Raw genomic sequence first — 19,264 nt, forward strand, 5'->3', positions numbered from 1 at the left:
ACGACATGGCTCTCCTCTCTGTCCTCGCCCTCGCGTCCTTCTGCTTGGGGGCCGCGCCCCAGGACCCCGTCGCCGCGAAACTCGACGCCCACCTCCGGACCTATGTCGACAAGGAGGGTTTTCGCGGCGCGGTGCTCGTCGCGAAGGACGGGAAGGTGATTCATCGTGCCGCGTACGGACTGGCGGACGAGAAGGGCAAGCGCCCCAATCAGGTGGACTCCCAGTTCCTCATCGGCTCTCTCACCAAGTCCTTCACCGCCGTGACGGTGATGCAGTTGGTGGAGGCTGGCACCCTGGACCTCCAGACGCCCATTTCGCGCTACCTCCCGAAGCTGCGCGCCGACCTGGGCAACAGCCTGACGCTCCACCTGCTGCTCAAGCAGCAGTCCGGACTGCCCACGCACCTGGACTCCCTGGTGGAGCGCGAGTCCAAGACGGATGTCTCCTCCGAGGAGATATTGCGGCTCATCAACACCGCGCGACTCTCGTTCAAGCCTGGAACGAAGTACGAGTACTCCAATCTGAACTACCACCTCGCGGCCCTCGTCATCGAAGCCGTCACGGGGAGGTCCCATGCGCAGGTGCTCCAGGCGAAGACCTTCGGTCCGCTCGCGATGTCGGACTCGGGCATCGAGCGCGCCACGAACGTCCCGCCCAAGCGGTCATTCGGCTACGCCAAGGGCTTGCTGGGCGTTTCACGCGACGAGAACAACGTCTCCTATGCCCTGGGCTCGGGCGACATCTACGCGACGGTCGATGACCTGTACACCTGGGCCCAGGCGCTCTTCGGAGTGAAGTGGCTCTCCGCGGAGAGCAGGACGCGGCTGTTCACAGGAGGGACGCGCGAGCAGGGCTACTACGGCTATGGCTTCCGGATTCAGCCCTACCAGCGAGGCCCCGGCGTCCAGGAGCGCGGCGTGCTGGTGCGGCACGGAGGCTCGATGGATGGCTTCCTCTCCAATCTCCACCACTACACCGAGGACCGACTGACCGTGATTGTCCTCGGGAACGTGCGGCCCTTTCCCATCCGCGAGCTGACGTTCGAGCTGAAGGAGCTGGCTCTGGGGTTCGAGCCCGGGAGCCGCTCGCGCGCGGAGCTTGACGAGTAACCCCGCGGCTCGTCGCCTGGGTGACGCAGTCCAAGCCAGGGCTGCTATCCTCGGAAGCGTCGTCGCTTCCCGGGAGCCCGCATCGTGAGCGTCAGCATCGAGGACCTGCGTCAGCGCGCGCGGCGGCGGCTGCCTCGGACCGTCTTCGACTATGTCGAGGGCGCCTCGGACGACGGCTTCACCGCCGACGCGAATCGACGGAGCTTCGAGCGCTATCTCTTCCGCGCCCGCTCGCTCGTGGACGTGAGCGTCATCGACCACTCCGTCACGCTCCTGGGTGAGCGGCTCGCCACGCCCATCATCCTCGGCCCCACGGGACTCGCGGGCCTGCTCGCACCCCGTGGAGAAGAACTGGCCGCCCGGGCCGCTGCGAGCCGTGGCGCCGTCTTCACCCTCAGCACCATGTCCATCGGGACGATTGAAGAGGTCGCCGCCGCGTCCTCCGCGCCCCTCTGGTTCCAGCTCTATGTCTGGAAGGACCGGAGCGTCACGCAGTCCCTCGTGGAGCGCGCGAAGGCCGCGGGCTACCGCGCGCTGTGCCTCACCGTGGACGTGCCCGTCATGGGCAACCGGGAGCAGGACCGGCGCAACGGCTTCACCGTCCCGCCGCGCCTGCACTTCTCCAACGTGATGGACGTGCTGCGCCACCTCGGCTGGGTGCTGCGCATGACGTCCAGCCCACGCGCCACCTTCGGCAACTTCGTGGACCACCCCGCGCTCACCCAGGCGAACGCCGTGGGCGTGGCGCGCTTCACCAACAGCCAGTTCGACCCCGCCGTCACGTGGAAGGACGTCGAGTGGCTGCGCTCCATCTGGCCCGGCCCCCTCGTGCTCAAGGGCATCTCGTGCGCGGAGGACGCGCGCAAGGCCGTGTCGCTCGGAGTCGAGGCGCTCGTCGTGTCGAACCACGGCGGACGACAGCTCGACTTCCTCCCCGCCGCCATCGACGTGCTTCCCGAGGTCGTGGACGCCGTGGAGGGCCGCTCCGAGGTCATCCTCGATGGCGGCATCCGCCGGGGCTCGGACATCGTGAAGGCCATCGCCCTGGGCGCTCGCGCCTGCATGGTGGGCCGCCCCTTCCTCTACGGTCTGGCCGCGAACGGACAGGCCGGCGTGGAGCAGGCGTTGGACCTCCTCACCTCCGAGGTCGACCGCACGCTCGCTCTGCTGGGCCGCCCGCGGCTCTCGGAGCTGGACCGCTCGGCGCTGCGACTCGACGCCCCCGCGTCCCTGGAGCACGCCACGACGTCCACCCACCTGGGGCCACATGCCCTGCCACGACGCACGGGTGGGGCTCACGAGTCGTGAAGCGGAGCGTGGGTTGACGGCTCACCATGTCAGCCGTTAGCTTGCGCTTCGTGCTGATGCCTTCCACCTCGATGGCCGCGCCGTTCCGCCGCTGCTGTCAGGGGTGTGCCTGTTGTGCCCGCTCGGGCCTGGGCTGTTGAAGCGCGCGTCGGACGCTCCCTGAGTCCTCGTGCCTCGCCCAGCGCCACCTCGCCCCGAGGTCCGGCGCTCCCCTTCCGCACACCGCTGTTCCCCCTTCGTCGCTCCTCCATGCGCCTTGCCTTCCTCCAGCCCTCCGCCATGTCGCCGGCCCTCCAGCGGGCCCGCGCGTCCGCGTGCGCTGACGTGAAGGCCGCCTGTCGCTGTCTGGCGTGTGCGTGCGTGGTGTGTCCGCCTCCGGGCGGCCCACGAGCATCGAGGAGTGGATAGCCGTCCCATCCATCCCCTGACCTGCTCGCGCGGCCCGCCCTCGAAAGAGGCGCGGGCCTTTTGTTTTCCCCAGGAGCCCACCGTGTCTTCCGCGCAGTCCACCTCACCCGCAATCCCCCCGCTGCTCTCGGAGGCGACCGCCCTCGGGGAAGCCTCCGCGCAGACGCTCCTCGACTGGGTGGAGCAGCGGCTCGGCTCACGTGCGGCCATCGCCTCCAGCTTCGGCGCGGAGGACATGGTCCTCATCGACCTGGCGCGCAAGCACGCGCCCGGCGTGCGCGTCTTCACGCTCGACACCGGGCGGCTGCCTCCCGAGACCTACGAGCTCATCGAGGTCGTCCGCAGGCGCTACGGCATCGAGGTGGAGACGTACTTCCCCGAGCGCGCCCAGGTGGAGGCGCTCGAGTCCGCGCGGGGCTACTTCTCCTTCCGCCAGGACCTGGCCTCACGCAAGGAGTGCTGCGCCATCCGCAAGGTCGCGCCCCTGCGTCGCGCGCTGCATGGCAGGGAGGCGTGGCTGACGGGCCTGCGCCGCGAGCAGTCCCTCAACCGCACGGACGTCTCCGTCGTCGAGCTCGATTCGGCGCATGGCGGGCTGCTCAAGCTCAACCCCCTGGCGGCGTGGAGCCGGCAGCAGGTCTGGGCCTACATCCAGGAGCACGGCGTCCCCTACAACGCGCTCCATGACCGGGGCTATCCCTCCATCGGCTGCGCGCCCTGCACCCGCGCCGTGAAGCCGTACGAAGACGAACGCGCGGGCCGCTGGTGGTGGGAGGCGCGCGAGCACAGCGAATGCGGCCTCCACCCCGCCCGATGAACCGAGGCCACACCATGACGACCGCCATTCCTGTCGACTATCCCATCTGCCTCCGCTTGGAGGGCCGCCGCGTCCTGCTCGTCGGAGGTGGTGCCATCGCCGAGGGTCGCGCCCTGGCCCTCCTCGAGGCGGGCGCACGCCTCCAGCTCGTGGCGCCCACCGTCACGCAGACGCTCGCGAAGCTGGCCGGAGAAGGCCGGCTGGACTGGGTGCCACGCACCTATGAAGACGGAGACACGCGGGGCCACACGCTGGTGCTGACGGCCACCGATGACGCCTCGGTGAACCAGCGCATCGTCACCGAGGCGCGGGCGCGCGGGCTCTGGGTCAACACGGCGGACGAGCCGGAGCTGTGTGACTTCACGCTGCCCTCCGTGGAGCGCCGTGGTCCCATCACCGTGGCCGTGTCCACCGCCGGGCAGGCCCCCGCGCTGGCGAGGCACCTGCGCCGCGCCCTCGCCGCGCACATCGCGCCCCACCACGTGCTGCTCGCGAGGCTGAGCGGGTGGCTGAGGCGGCAGCTTCCCAGGGGCCCTCGTCGCCAGCAGCTGCTCAAGCGACTGGCGGAGGGAGACCTGGGCGTGCTGCTCGCGCGCGGGGAGCAGGCGCGGGCCTTCGCGCGGCTGCGCACGGAATTGAAGCACTGGAAGTCGTTGGGGGAGCCCACATGAAGGAGTCATCGAGAGGTCGCGTGTACCTGGTGGGCGCGGGCCCGGGAGACCCGGAGCTGCTCACGCTGCGCGCCGCGCGCCTGCTGCGCGAAGCAGACACGGTGGTACATGACCGGCTCATCCACCCCGGAGTCCTGGAGCACGCGCGTCCCCATGCGCGGCTCATCTACGTGGGCAAGGAGGGCGGAGGCGACTCCGTCCGACAGGAGGACATCCACGCCGTGCTCATCGCGCAGGCCCGGCTGGGTCGCGCCGTGGTGCGGCTCAAGGGCGGAGACCCGTTCGTCTTCGGGCGAGGCGCGGAGGAGGCGCTCGCGTTGGAGGACGCCGGCATCCCCTACGAGGTGGTGCCCGGCCTCTCCGCGGGCATCGCCGTCCCCGCCTCCGCGGCCATCCCCGTCACCCATCGGGACCTGTCCGGCGAGGTGACGTTCGCCACCGCCTTCCGCGCGGAAGGCGCGCCCGATTGGTCCTTCCTCGCACGCGCAAAGACACTGGTGCTGTTCATGGCCGGGCAGCGGCTGGAGGAGACGACCACAGCGCTCATCTCCGCGGGCCGCGCGTCGACGACCCCCGCCGCGCTGGTGGAGGCAGGCACCTGGGAGCATCAACGCGTGGTGGAGGCCACGCTGGGAGATGTGGCCCGACAGGCAAGGCAAGCGGGCCTCGGCTCCCCGGCGCTCCTGGTCGTGGGCGAGGTGGTCTCGCTGCGCGCGCGCCTCGCCTCACTCACCGCGCGCCGTGACTCGGCGCTGGAGCAACCCCTTCCTCGTCGAGCGGAGGCCGGACATGACTGACACGACACACGCTCGCGCCACACACCTGGAGGAGCTGGAGGCGGAGAGCATCCACATCCTCCGGGAGACGGTGGCCGAGTTCGCCAACCCGGTGATGCTCTACAGCATCGGCAAGGACTCGCAGGTGCTGCTGCACCTGGCGCGCAAGGCCTTCCATCCCGCGCCCCTGCCCTTCCCCCTGCTGCACGTGGACACCACGTGGAAGTTCCGGGACATGTACACGTTCCGGGACAGCTTCGTGGCGCGGCACGGGCTGAAGCTCCTGGTGCACCAGAACCGCAAAGCGCTCGCCGAGGGCATCAACCCGTTCGACCACGGCAGCCAGAAGTACACGCACGCGATGAAGACGCAGGCGCTGCTGGAGGCGCTCGCGCTGCACGGCTTCGATGCCGCCTTCGGTGGGGCCCGCCGCGACGAGGAGAAGTCCCGCGCCAAGGAGCGGGTGTTCTCGTTCCGGGACAAGCACGGTCAGTGGGACCCGCGCCGTCAGCGTCCGGAGCTGTGGAACCTCTACAACGGCCGCGTCGACGCGGGCGAGAGCATGCGCGTCTTCCCCCTGTCCAACTGGACGGAGCTGGACGTGTGGCACTACGTGCTGCGCGAGCGAATCCCCGTGGTGCCGCTCTACTTCGCCGCCGAGCGGCCCATCATCGAGCGCAACGGCACCCTGCTGATGGTGGACGACGAGCGCATGCGCCTGCGCCCCGGCGAGAAGCCCACGCCGCGCAAGGTGCGCTTCAGGACGCTGGGTTGCTACCCGCTCAGCGGCGCCATCGAGTCCTCGGCCACCACCGTGGAGGCCGTCATCCACGAGATGGTCCACGCCCGACAGTCCGAGCGCCAGGGCCGGCTCATCGACCACGACGAAGAAGGCTCCATGGAGCTGAAGAAGCGCGAGGGGTATTTCTGATGGACACCGCACTCCAGGCTCCACGCGAGCCCGACCTCCAGCGCCTGCTCGACGAGCACGCCCACCGTGCCCTGCTGCGCCTCGCGGTGGTGGGCTCGGTGGACGATGGGAAGTCCACGCTCATCGGCCGGCTCCTGTACGAATGCGATGGGCTGTTCGAGGACCAGATCTCCGCCGTGCGAAAGGCCAGCGCGAAGCGGGCCGCCGCCGCGCGCACCGAGGCACTGGCCCAGGGACTCAAGGCCGCCGCCGGCGGGGGGGACGAGGAGGAGCTGGACTTCTCCCTCTTCACCGATGGCCTGCGCGCCGAGCGTGAGCAGGGCATCACCATCGACGTCGCCTACCGCTACCTGTCCACGGCGCGCCGGAAGATCATCATCGCGGACACGCCGGGACACCTGCAGTACACGCGCAACATGGCCACGGGGGCCTCCACCGCGGACGCGGGGGTCATCCTGGTGGACGCGCGCCTGGGCGTGCTGCCGCAGACGCGGCGACATGCGTACATCGCCTCGCTGCTGGGCATCCCCTACCTCGCGGTGGCGGTGAACAAGATGGACCTGGTGGGCTACGAGCGCGCCACCTTCGAGCGCATCGGCAGCGAGCTGGCGGACTTCGCGCGCACCCTGGGCTTCGAGGGCGTGCGGCTGTTCCCCGTCAGCGCGAGCCGGGGCGACAACATCACCCGCCCCAGCGCGCACACGCCCTGGCACGAGGGCGGCACGCTCTTGAGCTGGCTGGAGTCCCTGCCGCATCAGCGCCGGCTGGACGGCGCGCCGTTCCGCTTCCCCGTGCAGTACGTGATTCGACCGCACCAGGACTATCGAGGGCTGGCGGGACAGGTCGCCTCGGGCACGGTGCGCGTGGGGGACGAGGTGCAGGTGCTCCCCTCGGGACGCAGGACCCGGGTGGAGGCCATCGACACGTTCGACGGTCCGCGCGAGGACGCCTCGGCGACCGCGTCCGTCACGCTGCGCCTCTCGGACGACGTGGACGTGAGCCGGGGCGACGTGCTCTCCCACGTGGACCAGCCGCCGCTGTCCCTGCAGCACCTGGACGCCATGCTGGTGTGGTTCGGTGAGCAGCCGCTGGATGCGACGCGCCGCTACCTGGTGAAGCAGGGCACCCGCACCACCCCCGCGCAAGTCGAGCGCGTGCTGTGGCGCAAGGAGCTGGAGGACCTGTCGGAGGCGCCCGCGGAGGCGCTCGCGCTCAACGACATCGGCCGCGTGCGACTGGTGTGCCGCCGCCCGCTCCTGTGCGACGCGTACCAGGAGAACCGTCGCACGGGCGCCTTCATCGTCATCGACGCCCTCACCCACGACACGGTGGGCGCGGGGATGGTGCTGGGCCCGGCCGAGTCCGCGTCCCGCACGGGCACGTCGCTGGTGTCCCAGGCCGAGCGTGAACAGCGGCTGGGACAGGCCGGCGCCATCGTCCTGCTTCCCCCGACACCGGAGGCCGCGGGGCGCGCCTTCGCGCTGGAGCGCAGGCTGTTCGACCTCGGCCGCGTCGTGGCGACCGTCGCGGGCGATGTGGAGGTCGCGCTCGCCCTGTCACGCGCGGGGCTGGTGGCGCTGGTCCACGCGGACGCGCCCCAGCTTCGCCGTGTGCTGCGCGAGGAGGCCCAGGAGGCGCGGACGCCGTGGTGGGAGCTGGACGACACCGAGACCTTGGAGCAATGGGTGGAGCGCCTGACGTCGGAGGTCGGGACATGAGCGTCTCGTCTCCAGGGAGCCTGACTCCGACACCGCCCTTCCTCGACGCGCTGCTCGGCGCGGAGCGGGGCACGCAGCTGCTGCGGCTGGTGGAGGGGTTGGATGCCTCGGCCCTGCACTGGCTGAGTGGCTACGCCGCGGGGCTCGCGACACGCGCGCCCAGCGTGCAACCGGTGACTCACGCCGCGCCACCGGCGGAACCCTCCGTCGCGCCGCTCACCATCGTCTACGGGACGCAGACGGGGAACAGCCGCCTGCTCGCGGAGCGCTTCAAGCAGCAGACGGAGCGCGCCGGGTTGCCGGTGCGCCTGGTGAGAGCCAGCGAGTATCCGGTGCGGGAGCTGGCCCGGGAGAAGCTGCTCGTGGTGGTCATCAGCACGCAGGGCGATGGAGACCCGCCCGACGACGCGCGCGGATTCTGCGAGCACCTCCTGGGCAAGCGGGCGCCCCGGTTGGAAGGGCTGCGCTACGCGGTGCTCGGGCTGGGTGACTCCAGCTATCCGAAGTTCTGCGAGGTGGGACGACAGCTCGACGAGCGACTGGCGGAGTTGGGCGCTTCACGGCTGGCGGCGCGCGCCGACTGCGACCTGGACTTCGAGCCCGTGGCCTCCGGCTGGCTGGACCAGACCCTGGAGCGCGCACGGGAAGCGCTGGAGCCTCACACGCCCGTCGTCGCCACCGTCGTTCCCTTGCGAGGCAGCTCCACAGCCCCCGTCGTCAGCAAGCAGGCTCCGTTCGCAGCGCCCGTGCTGGCCAACCAGCGAATCACGGGGCGCGGCGCGCTCAAGGACGTGCGCCACGTGGAGCTGTCGTTGGAGGGTTCGGGCCTCGAGTACACCCCGGGCGACGCGCTCGGGGTGTGGGCACCGAATGGTCCCGAGTTGGTGGAGGCGGTGTTGACCACGCTGCGCCTCGATGGCTCGGAGCCGGTGACGCGCGATGGGAAGACCTGGCCGCTCGGCCACTGGCTGACGGAAGAGCTGGAGCTGACACGGCTGAGCCGTCCGTTCCTGGAGCGGCAGGCCGCGCTCAGCGGCAGCGAGGAGCTCGGCGCGTTGCTGTCTCCGGGCGGCTCGGAGTCCTTCCGTGCGCTGCTCCGTTCGCACCAGGTCATCGATGTACTCCGTCAGCATCCCGCCCCGTGGAGCGCGACGGAGCTGGTGCTCGCGTTGAGGAAGCAGACGCCTCGGCTCTACTCGATTGCGTCGAGTCCCAAGCGCGTGGGCGCGGAGGCGCACCTGACGGTGGCGGTGGTCGACTACACCGCCTTCGGCGCGCGGCACCTGGGCACGGCGTCCCACCACCTGGCCACGCGTGTGGACGGGACGGACACGGTCCGCGTCTTCGTCGAGCGCAACGAGCGCTTCCGGCTCCCGGAGGACGGCGCGCGGGACGTGGTGATGATTGGTCCGGGCACGGGAGTGGCGCCGTTCCGGGGCTTCGTCCAGGAGCGCGCGGAGACCGGCGCGAAGGGCCGCAACTGGCTCTTCTTCGGCGAGCAGCACTTCCGCACCCAGTTCCTGTACCAGACGGAGTGGTTGGAGGCGTTGAAGAAGAAGACGCTGCACCGGCTGTCGGTGGCCTTCTCGCGCGACACCGCGGAGAAGGTCTATGTGCAGCAGCGCCTGCGCGAGTCGGGCAAGGAGCTCTACGCCTGGCTGGAGGGAGGCGCGGCCATCTACGTGTGCGGCGATGCCCAGCGCATGGCGCCGGATGTCCATCAGGCACTCGCGGACATCGTCGTCGAGCACGGCGCTCGCGGCCGCGAGGACGCCGAGGACTGGTTGAAATCCCTGCGGGACGAGCGGCGCTACCTGCGTGACGTCTACTGAAGCCCGATTGCGAGCGAAGACATGAGCCCTCAGCCCAAGCCCCTCTCGGAAGTCGAACACATCAAGGCGAACAGCCGCCTGTTGCGCGGCACGCTGGCGGAGAGCCTGGCCGACCCGGTGACGGGCGCCATCGCCCCCGCCGACACCAGCGTCATCAAGTTCCATGGCAGCTATCAGCAGGACGACCGGGACGCTCGCGAGGAGCGTCGGCAGCAGAAGCTGGAGCCGGACTACAGCTTCATGTTGCGCACCCGATTGCCCGGCGGCGTGTGCACGGCGTCGCAGTGGTTGGTGATGGACGGGCTCGCGCGTGAGCACGCCAACGGGACGCTGCGCATCACCACCCGGCAGGCCTTCCAGCTGCACGGCATCCTCAAGGGAGACCTCAAGCCGACCATCGCGCGCATCAACGCGGCCCTCATCGACACGCTGGCCGCCTGCGGTGACGTCAACCGCAATGTGCTGTGCAACCCCAACCCGGTGGACACCCGGGTGCACGAGGTCGTCCACGACTGGGCGGTGCGCCTGTCCGAGCACCTGCTGCCCAAGACGCGCGCGTACCATGAGCTGTGGCTCGGAGAGGAGAAGGTGGGCGGAGGCGAGGACGAGCCGCTCTACGGCGCGACGTATCTGCCACGGAAGTTCAAGGCGGCGGTGGCCGTGCCGCCGGAGAACGACGTGGACCTCTTCGCCCAGGACCTGGGCTACATCGCCATCCTCGAGGACGGAGCCTTGAAGGGCTTCAACGTCACGGTGGGTGGCGGCCTGGGGGCCACGCATGGAGACGCGAGCACGTTCCCCCGGCTCGCGGATGTCATCGGCTTCGTGGTGCCTGAGCAGATGTTGGTCGTGGCGGAGGAGGTGCTGAAGCTCCACCGCGACTTCGGGGACCGGGGCAATCGCAAGCGCGCGCGGCTCAAGTATGTCCTCGAAGACAAGGGCGTCGCGTGGTTCAGGGAGGAGCTGGAGCGCAGGCTGGGGTTCGCGCTGGAGCCCGCGCGGCCCTTCACCTTCGAGCACAACGGGGACCGCTTCGGCTGGCGCGAGGGCCATGACGGGCGGTGGCACCTGACGCTGCACCTGGACAGCGGGCGCGTGGCGGACCGGCCTGGGGCGCCGCACCTCACGGGCCTGCGGGAGATTGCTCGCATCCACTCGGGTGACTTCCGGCTGACGCCGAACCAGAACCTCATCATCGCGGGGATTCCGCCGGAGTCGCGGGAGCGCATCGAGGCGCTCGTCCGGGCGCATGGGCTGGAGGGCTTCCGGACGGCGAGCCCGCTGAGGCGCAACGCGCTCGCGTGCGTGGCGCTGCCGACGTGTGGACTGGCGATGGCGGAGGCCGAGCGATACCTGCCCACGTTCGTGGAGCGGGTGGAGGCGCGGCTGAAGACGCATGGCCTCCAGGACGCGAACATCCTGCTGCGAATCACCGGCTGTCCGAATGGGTGCGCGCGGCCGTACCTCGCGGAGATTGGACTCGTGGGCAAGGCACCGGGCCGCTACAACCTGCACCTGGGTGGAGACGGTCGAGGGCAGCGGCTCAATCGGCTGCACCGGGAGAACGTCGACGAGGCGACCATCCTCGACACGCTCGAGCCGCTGTTCGCCGCGTATGCGCGAGAGCGGCGGCCTGGGGAGGGATTCGGGGACTACGTGGTGCGAGCGGGGCACGTGGGCGCGCCCCGAAGTCCCCAGGCCGCGTGAAGCTCAGGCGCCGAACCAGCCGCGCTGGCGTGCGTCCTCGATGCGGGCTTCCAGATAGGTCCACAGGGCGGGGCAACCCGCCTGGATGGGCGGAGCGATGCGAGCCACCACGCGGGCGTGGCTGACGCCGTTCTCGCGCCAGCTCTGCCCTTCGTTGGACAGGTTGAGGAGGACGGGCATGGCGCGGTCCACGGCGTTGGCATAGCGGGACTCGGGGGTCTCTCCCTGTTCGAACTCGCGCCACAGGGCCAGGAAGAGCGGGCCCTGGGGTTCGGGCAGGAGTCCGAAGATGCGCTCCACGGCGGCGAGCTCGGCCGCCTTGCGCTCCTTCCAGCCGCCCTCGACGAAGGCCAGGGTGTCACCGGTGTCGATCTCTCCCACGTCGTGCACGAGCAGCATGCGCACCACCCGGTCCATGTCGGTGCCCGCGGGTGCGTAGGCGGAGAGCGAGAGGGCCAGCATCGCGAGCTGCCAGCTATGCTCCGCGGAGTTCTCGTACCGCGACAGCCCCAGCGGCTTGACCTTGCGAGTCACGCCCTTGAGCTTGTCCAGCTCCAGGATGAAGTCGATGATTTGCTGCATCGGATTCTCGCCCACTGTCGTGCCTCCCGAGGCGCTCGAGTCGTCTCGGGGATTCCATCACACGTGTCGACGGTGCGCGCCTACGGGATGACCTTCATGCGTCGCAGTTCGTCGAAGAGGCGAAAGAACATGGCCTGGGTGTCGACGAATTCGTGGAAACCGAAGCGGCGTGCCTTCGTCCCGTCGGCGAACATGTCGTAATCCCACGAGAAGACGAAGTCACCGAAGCGCCACGACGACACGTCCTGGTACGAATGCCCCGCCAGCCCGTGCTTCGCCGTCATCGCGTCCCAGAGCGGCCCCTTGTCCGCCATCACCACGTCCAGTGACATGGGCAACCCCGGCGCCGCCTCCAACCCGAAGTAGCGCGCGATGCTCGGCCACAGCTCGCTCCACCGGAACAGGTCTCCGTTGTTGATGTTGAACGCCTGATTCGCACACCGCGGCTCCGTCGCCGCCCACACCGTGGCCTTCGCGAGCAGGCCCGCGTCCGTCATCTCCAACAGCGCATGGTACGCCCCCGGCTTCCCCGGGAACCTCAAGGGCAACCCCAGCTCCTTCGAGATGGACGCATACACCGCGAGCACCAACGCCAGGTTCATCGGATTGCCCAGCGCCACGCCTCCCACCACCGATGGACGGATGGCCGACCACGTCCACGCCTTGCCCCGCTGACGCTGCTCCAGGAAGCGCTGCTGGTCCACGTTGAACTCCGGAGGCATGTGCTCCGGGTCCGTCTCCCGCGCCGGCGTCTTGAACGGCCCCAGGTGCGCGCCATACACCTTGTAGCCCTGCATCAGGCTGACATGACGCAGCCCCGGGGCCACCGGCTCCAGCGCCTCCACGACATTCACGAGCATCGCCAGGTTCGGCGCCACCAGCTCCGCCCACGTCGGCCGGTCCTGATACGCGGCGTAGAAGACGTGCGTCACCCGCCCCAGCTCCGCCAGCTTCACCCGGCAGTCCTCCGCGTCGAGCAGGTCCACCTTCACGTGCCGCACCCGCCCCGCCGACTCGCCCCCGCGTCTCGACAGGCCGATGACCTCCCAGTCTCCCAGCGACGCCAGGTGCTCGATGAGGTTCTTCCCGATGACACCCTGCGCCCCCACCACGAGCGCCACCTTGTCCTGTGCATTCATTGCAGGCTCCCATGCAGCACCGCGCCGGAGCGCGGCTCACGCGACTCCATCCACAGCGCCACCAGCACGACGAGAATCGCGGACACCGGCACCAGCGCGGACACCCAGGTGATGGCTCCCAAACCCGGTCCGTCGTCGATGACGACCCCGCCGAACCACGCCCCCAGCGCATTGCCCAGATTGAACGCGCCGATGTTGAGACTCGACGCGAGGCTCTGCCCCGCCCCCCGCGCTTTCTCCAGCACCCACATCTGGAGCGGCGGCACCGTCGCGAAGGCCGCCGCGCCGAACACCCCCACCGCGATGACGGTGAGCACGCGGTCCTCCCAGACGAACGTCATCCCGAAGAGCACCACCGCCAGCACCGCGAGCGTCCCGAGAATCGACGGCACCAGCCTCCGGTCCGCCAGCTTCCCGCCCACCAGATTCCCCACCACCAACCCGCCCCCGAAGACCAGCAGGATGGGTGACACCGCCGACGCCGAGAACCCACTCAGCCGCGTCAGCAACGGCGCGATGAAGGTGAACACGGCGAACACCCCGGCGAAGCCGAGCACCGTCGTCAACAACCCCAGCAACACCGGCCGCCGCCCCAGGGCTCTCAAGTCCGCGCGCCAATCCCCCGGCTCCTCCGGCGCGCCCTCTTTCGGCACGTACACCGCAATCACCGCCACCGCGACGAGCCCGATGAGCGCCACCACCCAGAACGTCGCGCGCCAGCCAGATGCCTGCCCCAGCCACGTCCCCAGCGGCACGCCGAGGATGTTCGCCACCGTCAGGCCGGTGAACATGATGGCGATGGCGGACGCACGCCGGTCCACCGGCACCAACCCCGTCGCCACCACGGAGCCCACGCCGAAGAACGTCCCATGCGACAGCGCCGTCAGCACCCGGGCTGCCATCAGCGTGCCGTACGTGGGCGCCAGCGCGCAGAGCACGTTGCCCACCGTGAAGATGACCATCAATCCCAGCAGCACGTGCTTTCTGGACCAGCGTCCCGTCAGCACCGTGAGCACGGGCGCCCCGGCCACCACCCCCAGCGCGTAGCCGGAGATGAGCAGCCCCGCCGTGGAGATGGAGACGCCCAGGTCAGCGCCCACCTCCATCAACAACCCCATGATGACGAACTCCGTGACGCCGATTCCAAAGGCGCCCACGGTCAATGCGAACAAGGCCAGCGGCATGGCTTCGTGGCCCTCCGATGAAGAAGTGGATGGGCCCTTGTATGGACGGCACGATTTCCGTGCGGTAGAGCGCCGTGCGGAACAGGACTTGTGACTTCGGCTCACCATGGCTCGACTCGACGTCAATCGCTTCGGAGAGATGGAGGTCTTCGTGAAGGTGGTGGAGCTGGGCGGCTTCTCCGCCGCGGCCCGCGCCTTCCGGATGACGCCCTCGGCGGTGAGCAAGCTGGTGGCCCGCCTGGAGCAGCGACTGGGAGCCCGCCTGGTCAACCGCTCCACCCGCGCGCTCCAGCTCACCCCGGAGGGCTGCGGCTTCTATGAGCGCAGCGTGCGCATCCTCGCCGAGCTGGAGGAGGCCGAGCGCGGCGCCGCCACGAGCGACGAGCCTCGAGGCCGCCTGCGCGTCAACACCAACGCCGCCTTCGGCCGCGTGCTGCTCATCCCCCTGCTGCCTGGCTTCCTCGCCCGTCACCCCGGCGTGTCGGTGGAATTGGTTCTGACGGACCAGCTCATCGACCTGCTCGACGAGCGCACCGACGTGGCCATCCGCCACGGCCAGCTCAAGAGCTCCCAGCTCACCTCGCGCCGCCTGGGCGAGACGCGGATGGTCATCGTCGCCTCACCGGACTACGTGAAGCGTCACGGCCTGCCCCAGTCGCCCGAGGAGCTCGGCGCCCACAACCGGCTGGGCTTCAGCTACGCGCGCGCCATCGAGGGCTGGCCCCTGAAGGAAGAGGACACGCAGCTCGCCGTGCCGCCCATCGGCAACGTCCAGGCGAGTGACGGCGAGGCGCTGCGACAGCTCGCCCTGGCCGGCGTCGGGCTGGCGCGGCTGGCGCGCTTCCAGGTGCAGGACGACCTGGACAAGGGACACCTCGTGCCCGTGCTCGAGGCGCACAACCCCGGCGACACCGAGGCCATCCACATCCTCTTCATGAGCCAGGGAGGCCACCTGCCCTCGCGCGTGCGAGCCTTCGTGGACCACCTCACCGCCCACGTGCGCATCCCCTGACGCGCGACCTCAGGCCCGCGTCAGTCGCGAGGCGAGCCGGGGCAGCACGTCCCCCGCGCTCGCTTCGATACACAGGTCCGCCAGCTCCACGCCGCGACACTCGCCCAGGTTGAGGATGGCGATGGGCACCTGTCGCTCGGAGGCGCGCACGAGGAAGCGATAGCCGGAGTAGATGGCCAGCGACGAGCCCACCACCAGCAGCGCGTCCCCCTCCTCCAGCAACCCGAACGCATCCGCCACCGTGGGCGCGGGCACGTTGTCCCCGAAGAACACCACGTCCGGCTTCAGCGTCCCGCCGCAGCGCAGGCACGCGGGCACCCGGAAGGACTGGAGCACCTCCGAGCTCAGCTCCGCGTCACCGTCCGGCCGCAGCTCCAGCACCTGGTGGGTGAAGTCCGGATTGAGCGACAAGAGACGCTCCTGCAGGTCGACGCGCGCCTCCTGCGCCCCGCAGTCCAGGCAGCGCACGCGGGCCAGCGCGCCGTGCAGCTCGATGATGCGCGAGCTGCCCGCGGCGTGGTGCAGCCGGTCCACGTTCTGGGTGATGAGCCCTCGGACATGGCCGCCCTGCTCCAGCGCGGCCAGCGCCTGGTGCGCGGCGTTGGGACGGGCGGCGGCGAAGCGGGGCCAGCCGAGCAGGCTGCGCGCCCAGTAGCGGGCCCGCACCTCGGGGCGCTGGAGGAACTCGCGGTGCTGGATGGGGTTGCGCGCGCGGGCGCGGGTGCCTGGACCGCGATAGTCGGGGATGCCCGACTCCGTGCTGCACCCGGCGCCGGTGAGCACCACCGTGCGCCGTCCTCGCAGCAACGAGGCCAGCGCCTCCACGTCCTCGGCGGCTCCAGGCACGGGTGACGTCAGCGGCGATTGGCTCATGGCGGCCTACGTATAATGGCCACCCCGCCAACTTGCCCAGCCTCCCTGCCCGCCCTCCCCGCCCCAGGAGCGGGACTCCGCCCCGCCGGCCAGGCTGGCGAGCGGGCCGCCGCCCGATGAGGCCTGGAGTCCCCCAGCCGCTGCCGTGGCGAGCGAGCATCAGCTCGCCGACGTCGACGAGTCGTTGCGATGCAGCGCGTCGGCGACACCCACGCGGTCCGCCTCGCCGGGGGCGATGAGTCGCTGCCGCCGCGCTGGCCACGCCCACACGGGTCAGCTCACCGTTGGCGCCAGGTCGACTCCAGGGGCCCCGGCCACACCCGAGCACATCGCGGGGACACCTCCGAAGAAGGCAACGCCCGGTCGACGCCGCTCCACGGGGGCCATCCGTGATAGACGCCCGCCCATGCCCAGCTGGCAATGGAAGGCGTTCGCGGAGCTGACGCTCGAGGAGCTGTACGCGGTGCTCGCGCTGCGGCAGGAGGTCTTCGTGGTGGAGCAGCGCTCCATCTACCAGGACGTCGATGGCCTGGACCCGAGCTCGCTGCACCTGCTCTCCCACGAGGGCGAGGGCCCGGAGCGCTTGCTCTGCGCGTACCTGCGCATCCTCCCGCCCGACGTGAAGTTCCCCGGCGCCGCGAGCCTGGGCCGCGTGGTGACCTCGCCGCGCGCCCGGGGACGCGGACTGGGCAGGGAGCTGACCGAGCGCGGCCTCGCGCGACTCGAGGCCCTGTACCCCGACGCCACCATCCGCATCTCCGCCCAGGACTACCTGCGCGCCTTCTACACGAGCCTCGGCTTCATCGCGGAGGGAGAGGTCTACGACGAGGACGGCATCCCTCACATCGAGATGAGCCGCCCTCCCCGTCGCTGAAGCCCCGCGCCGGCTAGTTGTTGAAGTACGGCGAGGTCGCCTGGCGAAGGAGCGCGGCCAGGTCCTCCGCCTCGAGCAGCTGCCGCCCGGAGAGGCCCGGCAGCTGAGCCTCCACCGCGAGCCGCCCCTCCCGGAGGATGGCGTAGGCCTCGAACGTCTGGACCTGCTTGAGGATCCGCACCATCACCTTCCGCGTGGCGAAGGTGCGCACACCATCCAGGTCGAGCAGGTTGGCGCGCAGCTGCGCGAGAATCAGGGGGGTCACCACCGTGTCCGTCCGGGGGGCGTTCCTCACGTAGCCACGCAGCGGCGACGCATCCAGGTAGAGCCGCTGGAACACCACGCGCGTCATGGCATCCGCCCTCGCGCCGTAGCCCGGGTCCGCCGCCAGCACCTCCGGAGCAATGGGCGCCTCCAGCCCCTGCATGGCGAGAGTCCAGGCCCGGACACGCTGGGCGGAGAGGCGGGAGGCCCTCAGGTACTGGAGGACACCGTTGAGGAGGGCGTCATCGGGACCGCGGCCACTTCCCGCCAGGTGCGCCTCCAGCGCTTGTCGATAGGCGGGACCGTAGAACAGCTCCAGCGGCGCGGGCGTCGCATCGTACCGGGTGCAGTCCGGGTCCGTGAACGAGTCCTCGTCCGTGCAGAACGGCTCCGTCGGCGGCGAGGAGGACAGGCCATACAGATAGCGGACGGCGGCGACGTCATAGGGGCCGACCGCCTCGCCCCGCAGGTCCTGCTCCGGCGCGAACGTGTACTCCATCACCGAGTTGGACGGCTTCGCGAACGAGCCCTTGAAGTTGTGCCGCAAGCCCAGCGTGTGCCCCACCTCGTGCATCACCACGACGGTGAAGAAGCGCTCCACCCGCTCCTCGGGCGAAGGCACGGGGAGCTCGTTTAGCGCGGACCCCTGCGCCCGGAGCGGACCGGAGAGGCTCGCCGCCGCGTCCGCCAGGTGCAGCTCGCACAGGTGGGAGGGCGCCATGCCGTTCCACGACAGCTGGAGGGCCTTCTCGGGCCGAGGCCTCACGGCCACCGCGGGCGCGGCCCCGGTCGGCAACGAGCCGATGACCTCGATGGCGTGGTCCAACCACGCGCTGCTGAGATACACGCTCGCGCCCAGCGTCTCGCCGGTGTTCGGGTTCGTGCGCCAGTTCGCGAACGCCGTCTCGTAGGACGGGTCCGGGTCGAAGAGGATGAAGTTCTTGTCGTCGTCCCCGAAGGACTCTCCGGGCTCGGCCATGCGCACGGTGAAGACCGTGAAGCCGAAGGCCTGGTTCCAGGACTCCACGCCCTTCTTCACCGCGCCGATGATGTCGTAGGGCAGGTAGCGAGGGTCCGCCTGGGACGTGCGCAACGTGTCGCTGATCACCCAGGTGATGGGCTTCATCCCGGGCCGGATGTTCCACTTGCCCACCAGCGTCTCGACGAGGCCACGGGTGTTGGGGACGATGCGGCTGGCGCTCTCGTAGAAGTACGCCGGCGTCGGGGGCGTCTGCATGGGCGTGAAGCCCTGGCCCTCCTGATAGCGGCGCAGCGCGACGCCCACCGTCGCGGTGACGCGGAACGTCTCGTCGGGTGAGGCCTCGAAGTCCGCATAGCCATACGCGCGTCCGGTGATGACCTTCTGGAAGGAGACCCCGTCCTTCAGCGCGCGGAAGCGCTGCGCGAACGCCAGCTCCACCGAGAACGGCGGCCCGTAGAAGGTGCGGGTGAACGCATCCATGCCCATCACCCGGTCCAGGCCCGCGGCCGGGTCGAAGAGCACGTACTGGTCCGAGCCCCGCAGGCGCGAGAAGCCAGGATGGTCCTCGATGACGGGCCACGCCTCGACGATCTCCTCGGGCTTGAAGAGCGTGCTGCGCACCTTCGTGTCGTCCACGTCGAACGCATACAACCGGCCGTTCTGCTCCTGGAAGGACACCACGCGCACGCCCAAGGAGGTGGCGCTGCTGCCGTAGAGGCTCTCCGGGGTGTGCTGCTCCAGATAGACAGACATGAACCAGCGCTTGCCCAGCTCACTTCTGCGCAGCGCCAGGTAGAAGGTGCCGGGCGAGTCGTCCTGAAGGCCCGTGGCCGCCGAGCCCAGCCCCGAGCGCAGCCGCTCGATGGAGCCCGGCTCCAGCGTCCTCGGAATGGCGACGATGGGTCCTTCCAGCGTCACCTGGGGCACCTCGGGATGGACTGCGTCAGAACATCCGGACGACACCATCCAGAGCGCGCACACCCACCCCATCAGCCCGCATCCGCGGACCTGTGTTCGAGTCGTCATGTCGCTTCCTTTCCGGGAGACCTTCGAGGAAACGAGAGCAATCCCCACGCA

16 protein-coding genes are annotated in these 19,264 nt (G+C 70.0%); 11 read left to right on the forward strand and 5 right to left on the reverse strand.

Features of this window, described 5'->3' with window-relative positions; all coding sequences use genetic code 11:
- Window positions 1–5 precede the first annotated feature (5 nt).
- The 9 genes from OWM54_RS06565 to cysI all read left to right on the forward strand — a co-directional run bounded on the left by OWM54_RS06565 (window position 6) and on the right by cysI (window position 11,277).
- Window positions 6–1,109 (forward strand): serine hydrolase domain-containing protein, encoded by a 1,104-nt coding sequence (locus tag OWM54_RS06565; protein WP_267696925.1) that lies wholly within the window; start codon window positions 6–8, stop codon window positions 1,107–1,109.
- Window positions 1,110–1,193: 84 nt separating this feature from the next.
- Window positions 1,194–2,417, forward strand: coding sequence for an alpha-hydroxy acid oxidase (locus OWM54_RS06570; protein ID WP_223751314.1), 1,224 nt, complete (start codon window positions 1,194–1,196; stop codon window positions 2,415–2,417).
- Window positions 2,418–2,907: 490 nt separating this feature from the next.
- Window positions 2,908–3,642, forward strand: coding sequence for a phosphoadenylyl-sulfate reductase (locus tag OWM54_RS06575; RefSeq protein ID WP_267696926.1), 735 nt, complete (start codon window positions 2,908–2,910; stop codon window positions 3,640–3,642).
- Window positions 3,643–3,656: 14 nt separating this feature from the next.
- Window positions 3,657–4,313 carry a precorrin-2 dehydrogenase/sirohydrochlorin ferrochelatase family protein gene (locus OWM54_RS06580; protein ID WP_267696927.1) on the forward strand — a complete coding sequence of 219 codons (657 nt, stop codon included), beginning with the start codon at window positions 3,657–3,659 and terminating at the stop codon, window positions 4,311–4,313.
- Window positions 4,310–5,110, forward strand: coding sequence for a uroporphyrinogen-III C-methyltransferase (gene cobA, locus OWM54_RS06585; RefSeq protein ID WP_267696928.1), 801 nt, complete (start codon window positions 4,310–4,312; stop codon window positions 5,108–5,110). The genes OWM54_RS06580 and cobA overlap by 4 nt, the downstream gene beginning before the upstream one ends.
- Window positions 5,103–6,020, forward strand: a complete 918-nt coding sequence (cysD, locus tag OWM54_RS06590; protein WP_223751310.1) for a sulfate adenylyltransferase subunit CysD — start codon at window positions 5,103–5,105, stop codon at window positions 6,018–6,020. The genes cobA and cysD overlap by 8 nt, the downstream gene beginning before the upstream one ends.
- Window positions 6,020–7,738, forward strand: coding sequence for a GTP-binding protein (locus OWM54_RS06595; protein WP_267696929.1), 1,719 nt, complete (start codon window positions 6,020–6,022; stop codon window positions 7,736–7,738). The genes cysD and OWM54_RS06595 overlap by 1 nt, the downstream gene beginning before the upstream one ends.
- Window positions 7,735–9,570 (forward strand): assimilatory sulfite reductase (NADPH) flavoprotein subunit, encoded by a 1,836-nt coding sequence (locus OWM54_RS06600; RefSeq protein ID WP_267696930.1) that lies wholly within the window; start codon window positions 7,735–7,737, stop codon window positions 9,568–9,570. The genes OWM54_RS06595 and OWM54_RS06600 overlap by 4 nt, the downstream gene beginning before the upstream one ends.
- A gap of 21 nt (window positions 9,571–9,591) precedes the next feature.
- Entirely contained in the window at window positions 9,592–11,277 is a 1,686-nt protein-coding gene (cysI, locus tag OWM54_RS06605) for an assimilatory sulfite reductase (NADPH) hemoprotein subunit (RefSeq protein ID WP_267696931.1), read from the forward strand.
- A gap of 3 nt (window positions 11,278–11,280) precedes the next feature.
- Here cysI and OWM54_RS06610 read toward each other — a convergent pair whose 3' ends face one another.
- The 3 genes from OWM54_RS06610 to OWM54_RS06620 all read right to left on the reverse strand — a co-directional run bounded on the left by OWM54_RS06610 (window position 11,281) and on the right by OWM54_RS06620 (window position 14,182).
- The gene (locus tag OWM54_RS06610; protein WP_267696932.1) at window positions 11,281–11,859 is read right to left on the reverse strand and encodes an HD domain-containing protein; all 579 of its coding nucleotides are present in this window, start codon (window positions 11,857–11,859) and stop codon (window positions 11,281–11,283) included.
- 80 nt (window positions 11,860–11,939) lie between these two features.
- Window positions 11,940–12,998, reverse strand: coding sequence for an SDR family oxidoreductase (locus OWM54_RS06615; RefSeq protein WP_267696933.1), 1,059 nt, complete (start codon window positions 12,996–12,998; stop codon window positions 11,940–11,942).
- Window positions 12,995–14,182 carry an MFS transporter gene (locus OWM54_RS06620; protein ID WP_267696934.1) on the reverse strand — a complete coding sequence of 396 codons (1,188 nt, stop codon included), beginning with the start codon at window positions 14,180–14,182 and terminating at the stop codon, window positions 12,995–12,997. The genes OWM54_RS06615 and OWM54_RS06620 overlap by 4 nt, the downstream gene beginning before the upstream one ends.
- A gap of 106 nt (window positions 14,183–14,288) precedes the next feature.
- Here OWM54_RS06620 and OWM54_RS06625 point away from each other — a divergent pair, with 106 nt between their 5' ends.
- Window positions 14,289–15,194, forward strand: coding sequence for a LysR family transcriptional regulator (locus tag OWM54_RS06625; RefSeq protein WP_267696935.1), 906 nt, complete (start codon window positions 14,289–14,291; stop codon window positions 15,192–15,194).
- 9 nt (window positions 15,195–15,203) lie between these two features.
- Here OWM54_RS06625 and OWM54_RS06630 read toward each other — a convergent pair whose 3' ends face one another.
- Window positions 15,204–16,067 (reverse strand): NAD-dependent protein deacetylase, encoded by an 864-nt coding sequence (locus OWM54_RS06630; protein WP_267696936.1) that lies wholly within the window; start codon window positions 16,065–16,067, stop codon window positions 15,204–15,206.
- A 406-nt stretch (window positions 16,068–16,473) separates the two neighbouring features.
- Between OWM54_RS06630 and OWM54_RS06635 the strand changes: the two genes are divergently transcribed.
- Entirely contained in the window at window positions 16,474–16,941 is a 468-nt protein-coding gene (locus tag OWM54_RS06635; RefSeq protein WP_223751302.1) for a GNAT family N-acetyltransferase, read from the forward strand.
- Between the two features lie 13 nt (window positions 16,942–16,954).
- Here OWM54_RS06635 and OWM54_RS06640 read toward each other — a convergent pair whose 3' ends face one another.
- Window positions 16,955–19,213 (reverse strand): zinc-dependent metalloprotease, encoded by a 2,259-nt coding sequence (locus OWM54_RS06640; RefSeq protein WP_223751301.1) that lies wholly within the window; start codon window positions 19,211–19,213, stop codon window positions 16,955–16,957.
- Between the last annotated feature and the right edge of the window lie 51 nt (window positions 19,214–19,264).

This window comes from Myxococcus sp. MISCRS1, from assembly GCF_026626605.1.
Lineage (GTDB): Bacteria > Myxococcota > Myxococcia > Myxococcales > Myxococcaceae > Myxococcus > Myxococcus fulvus.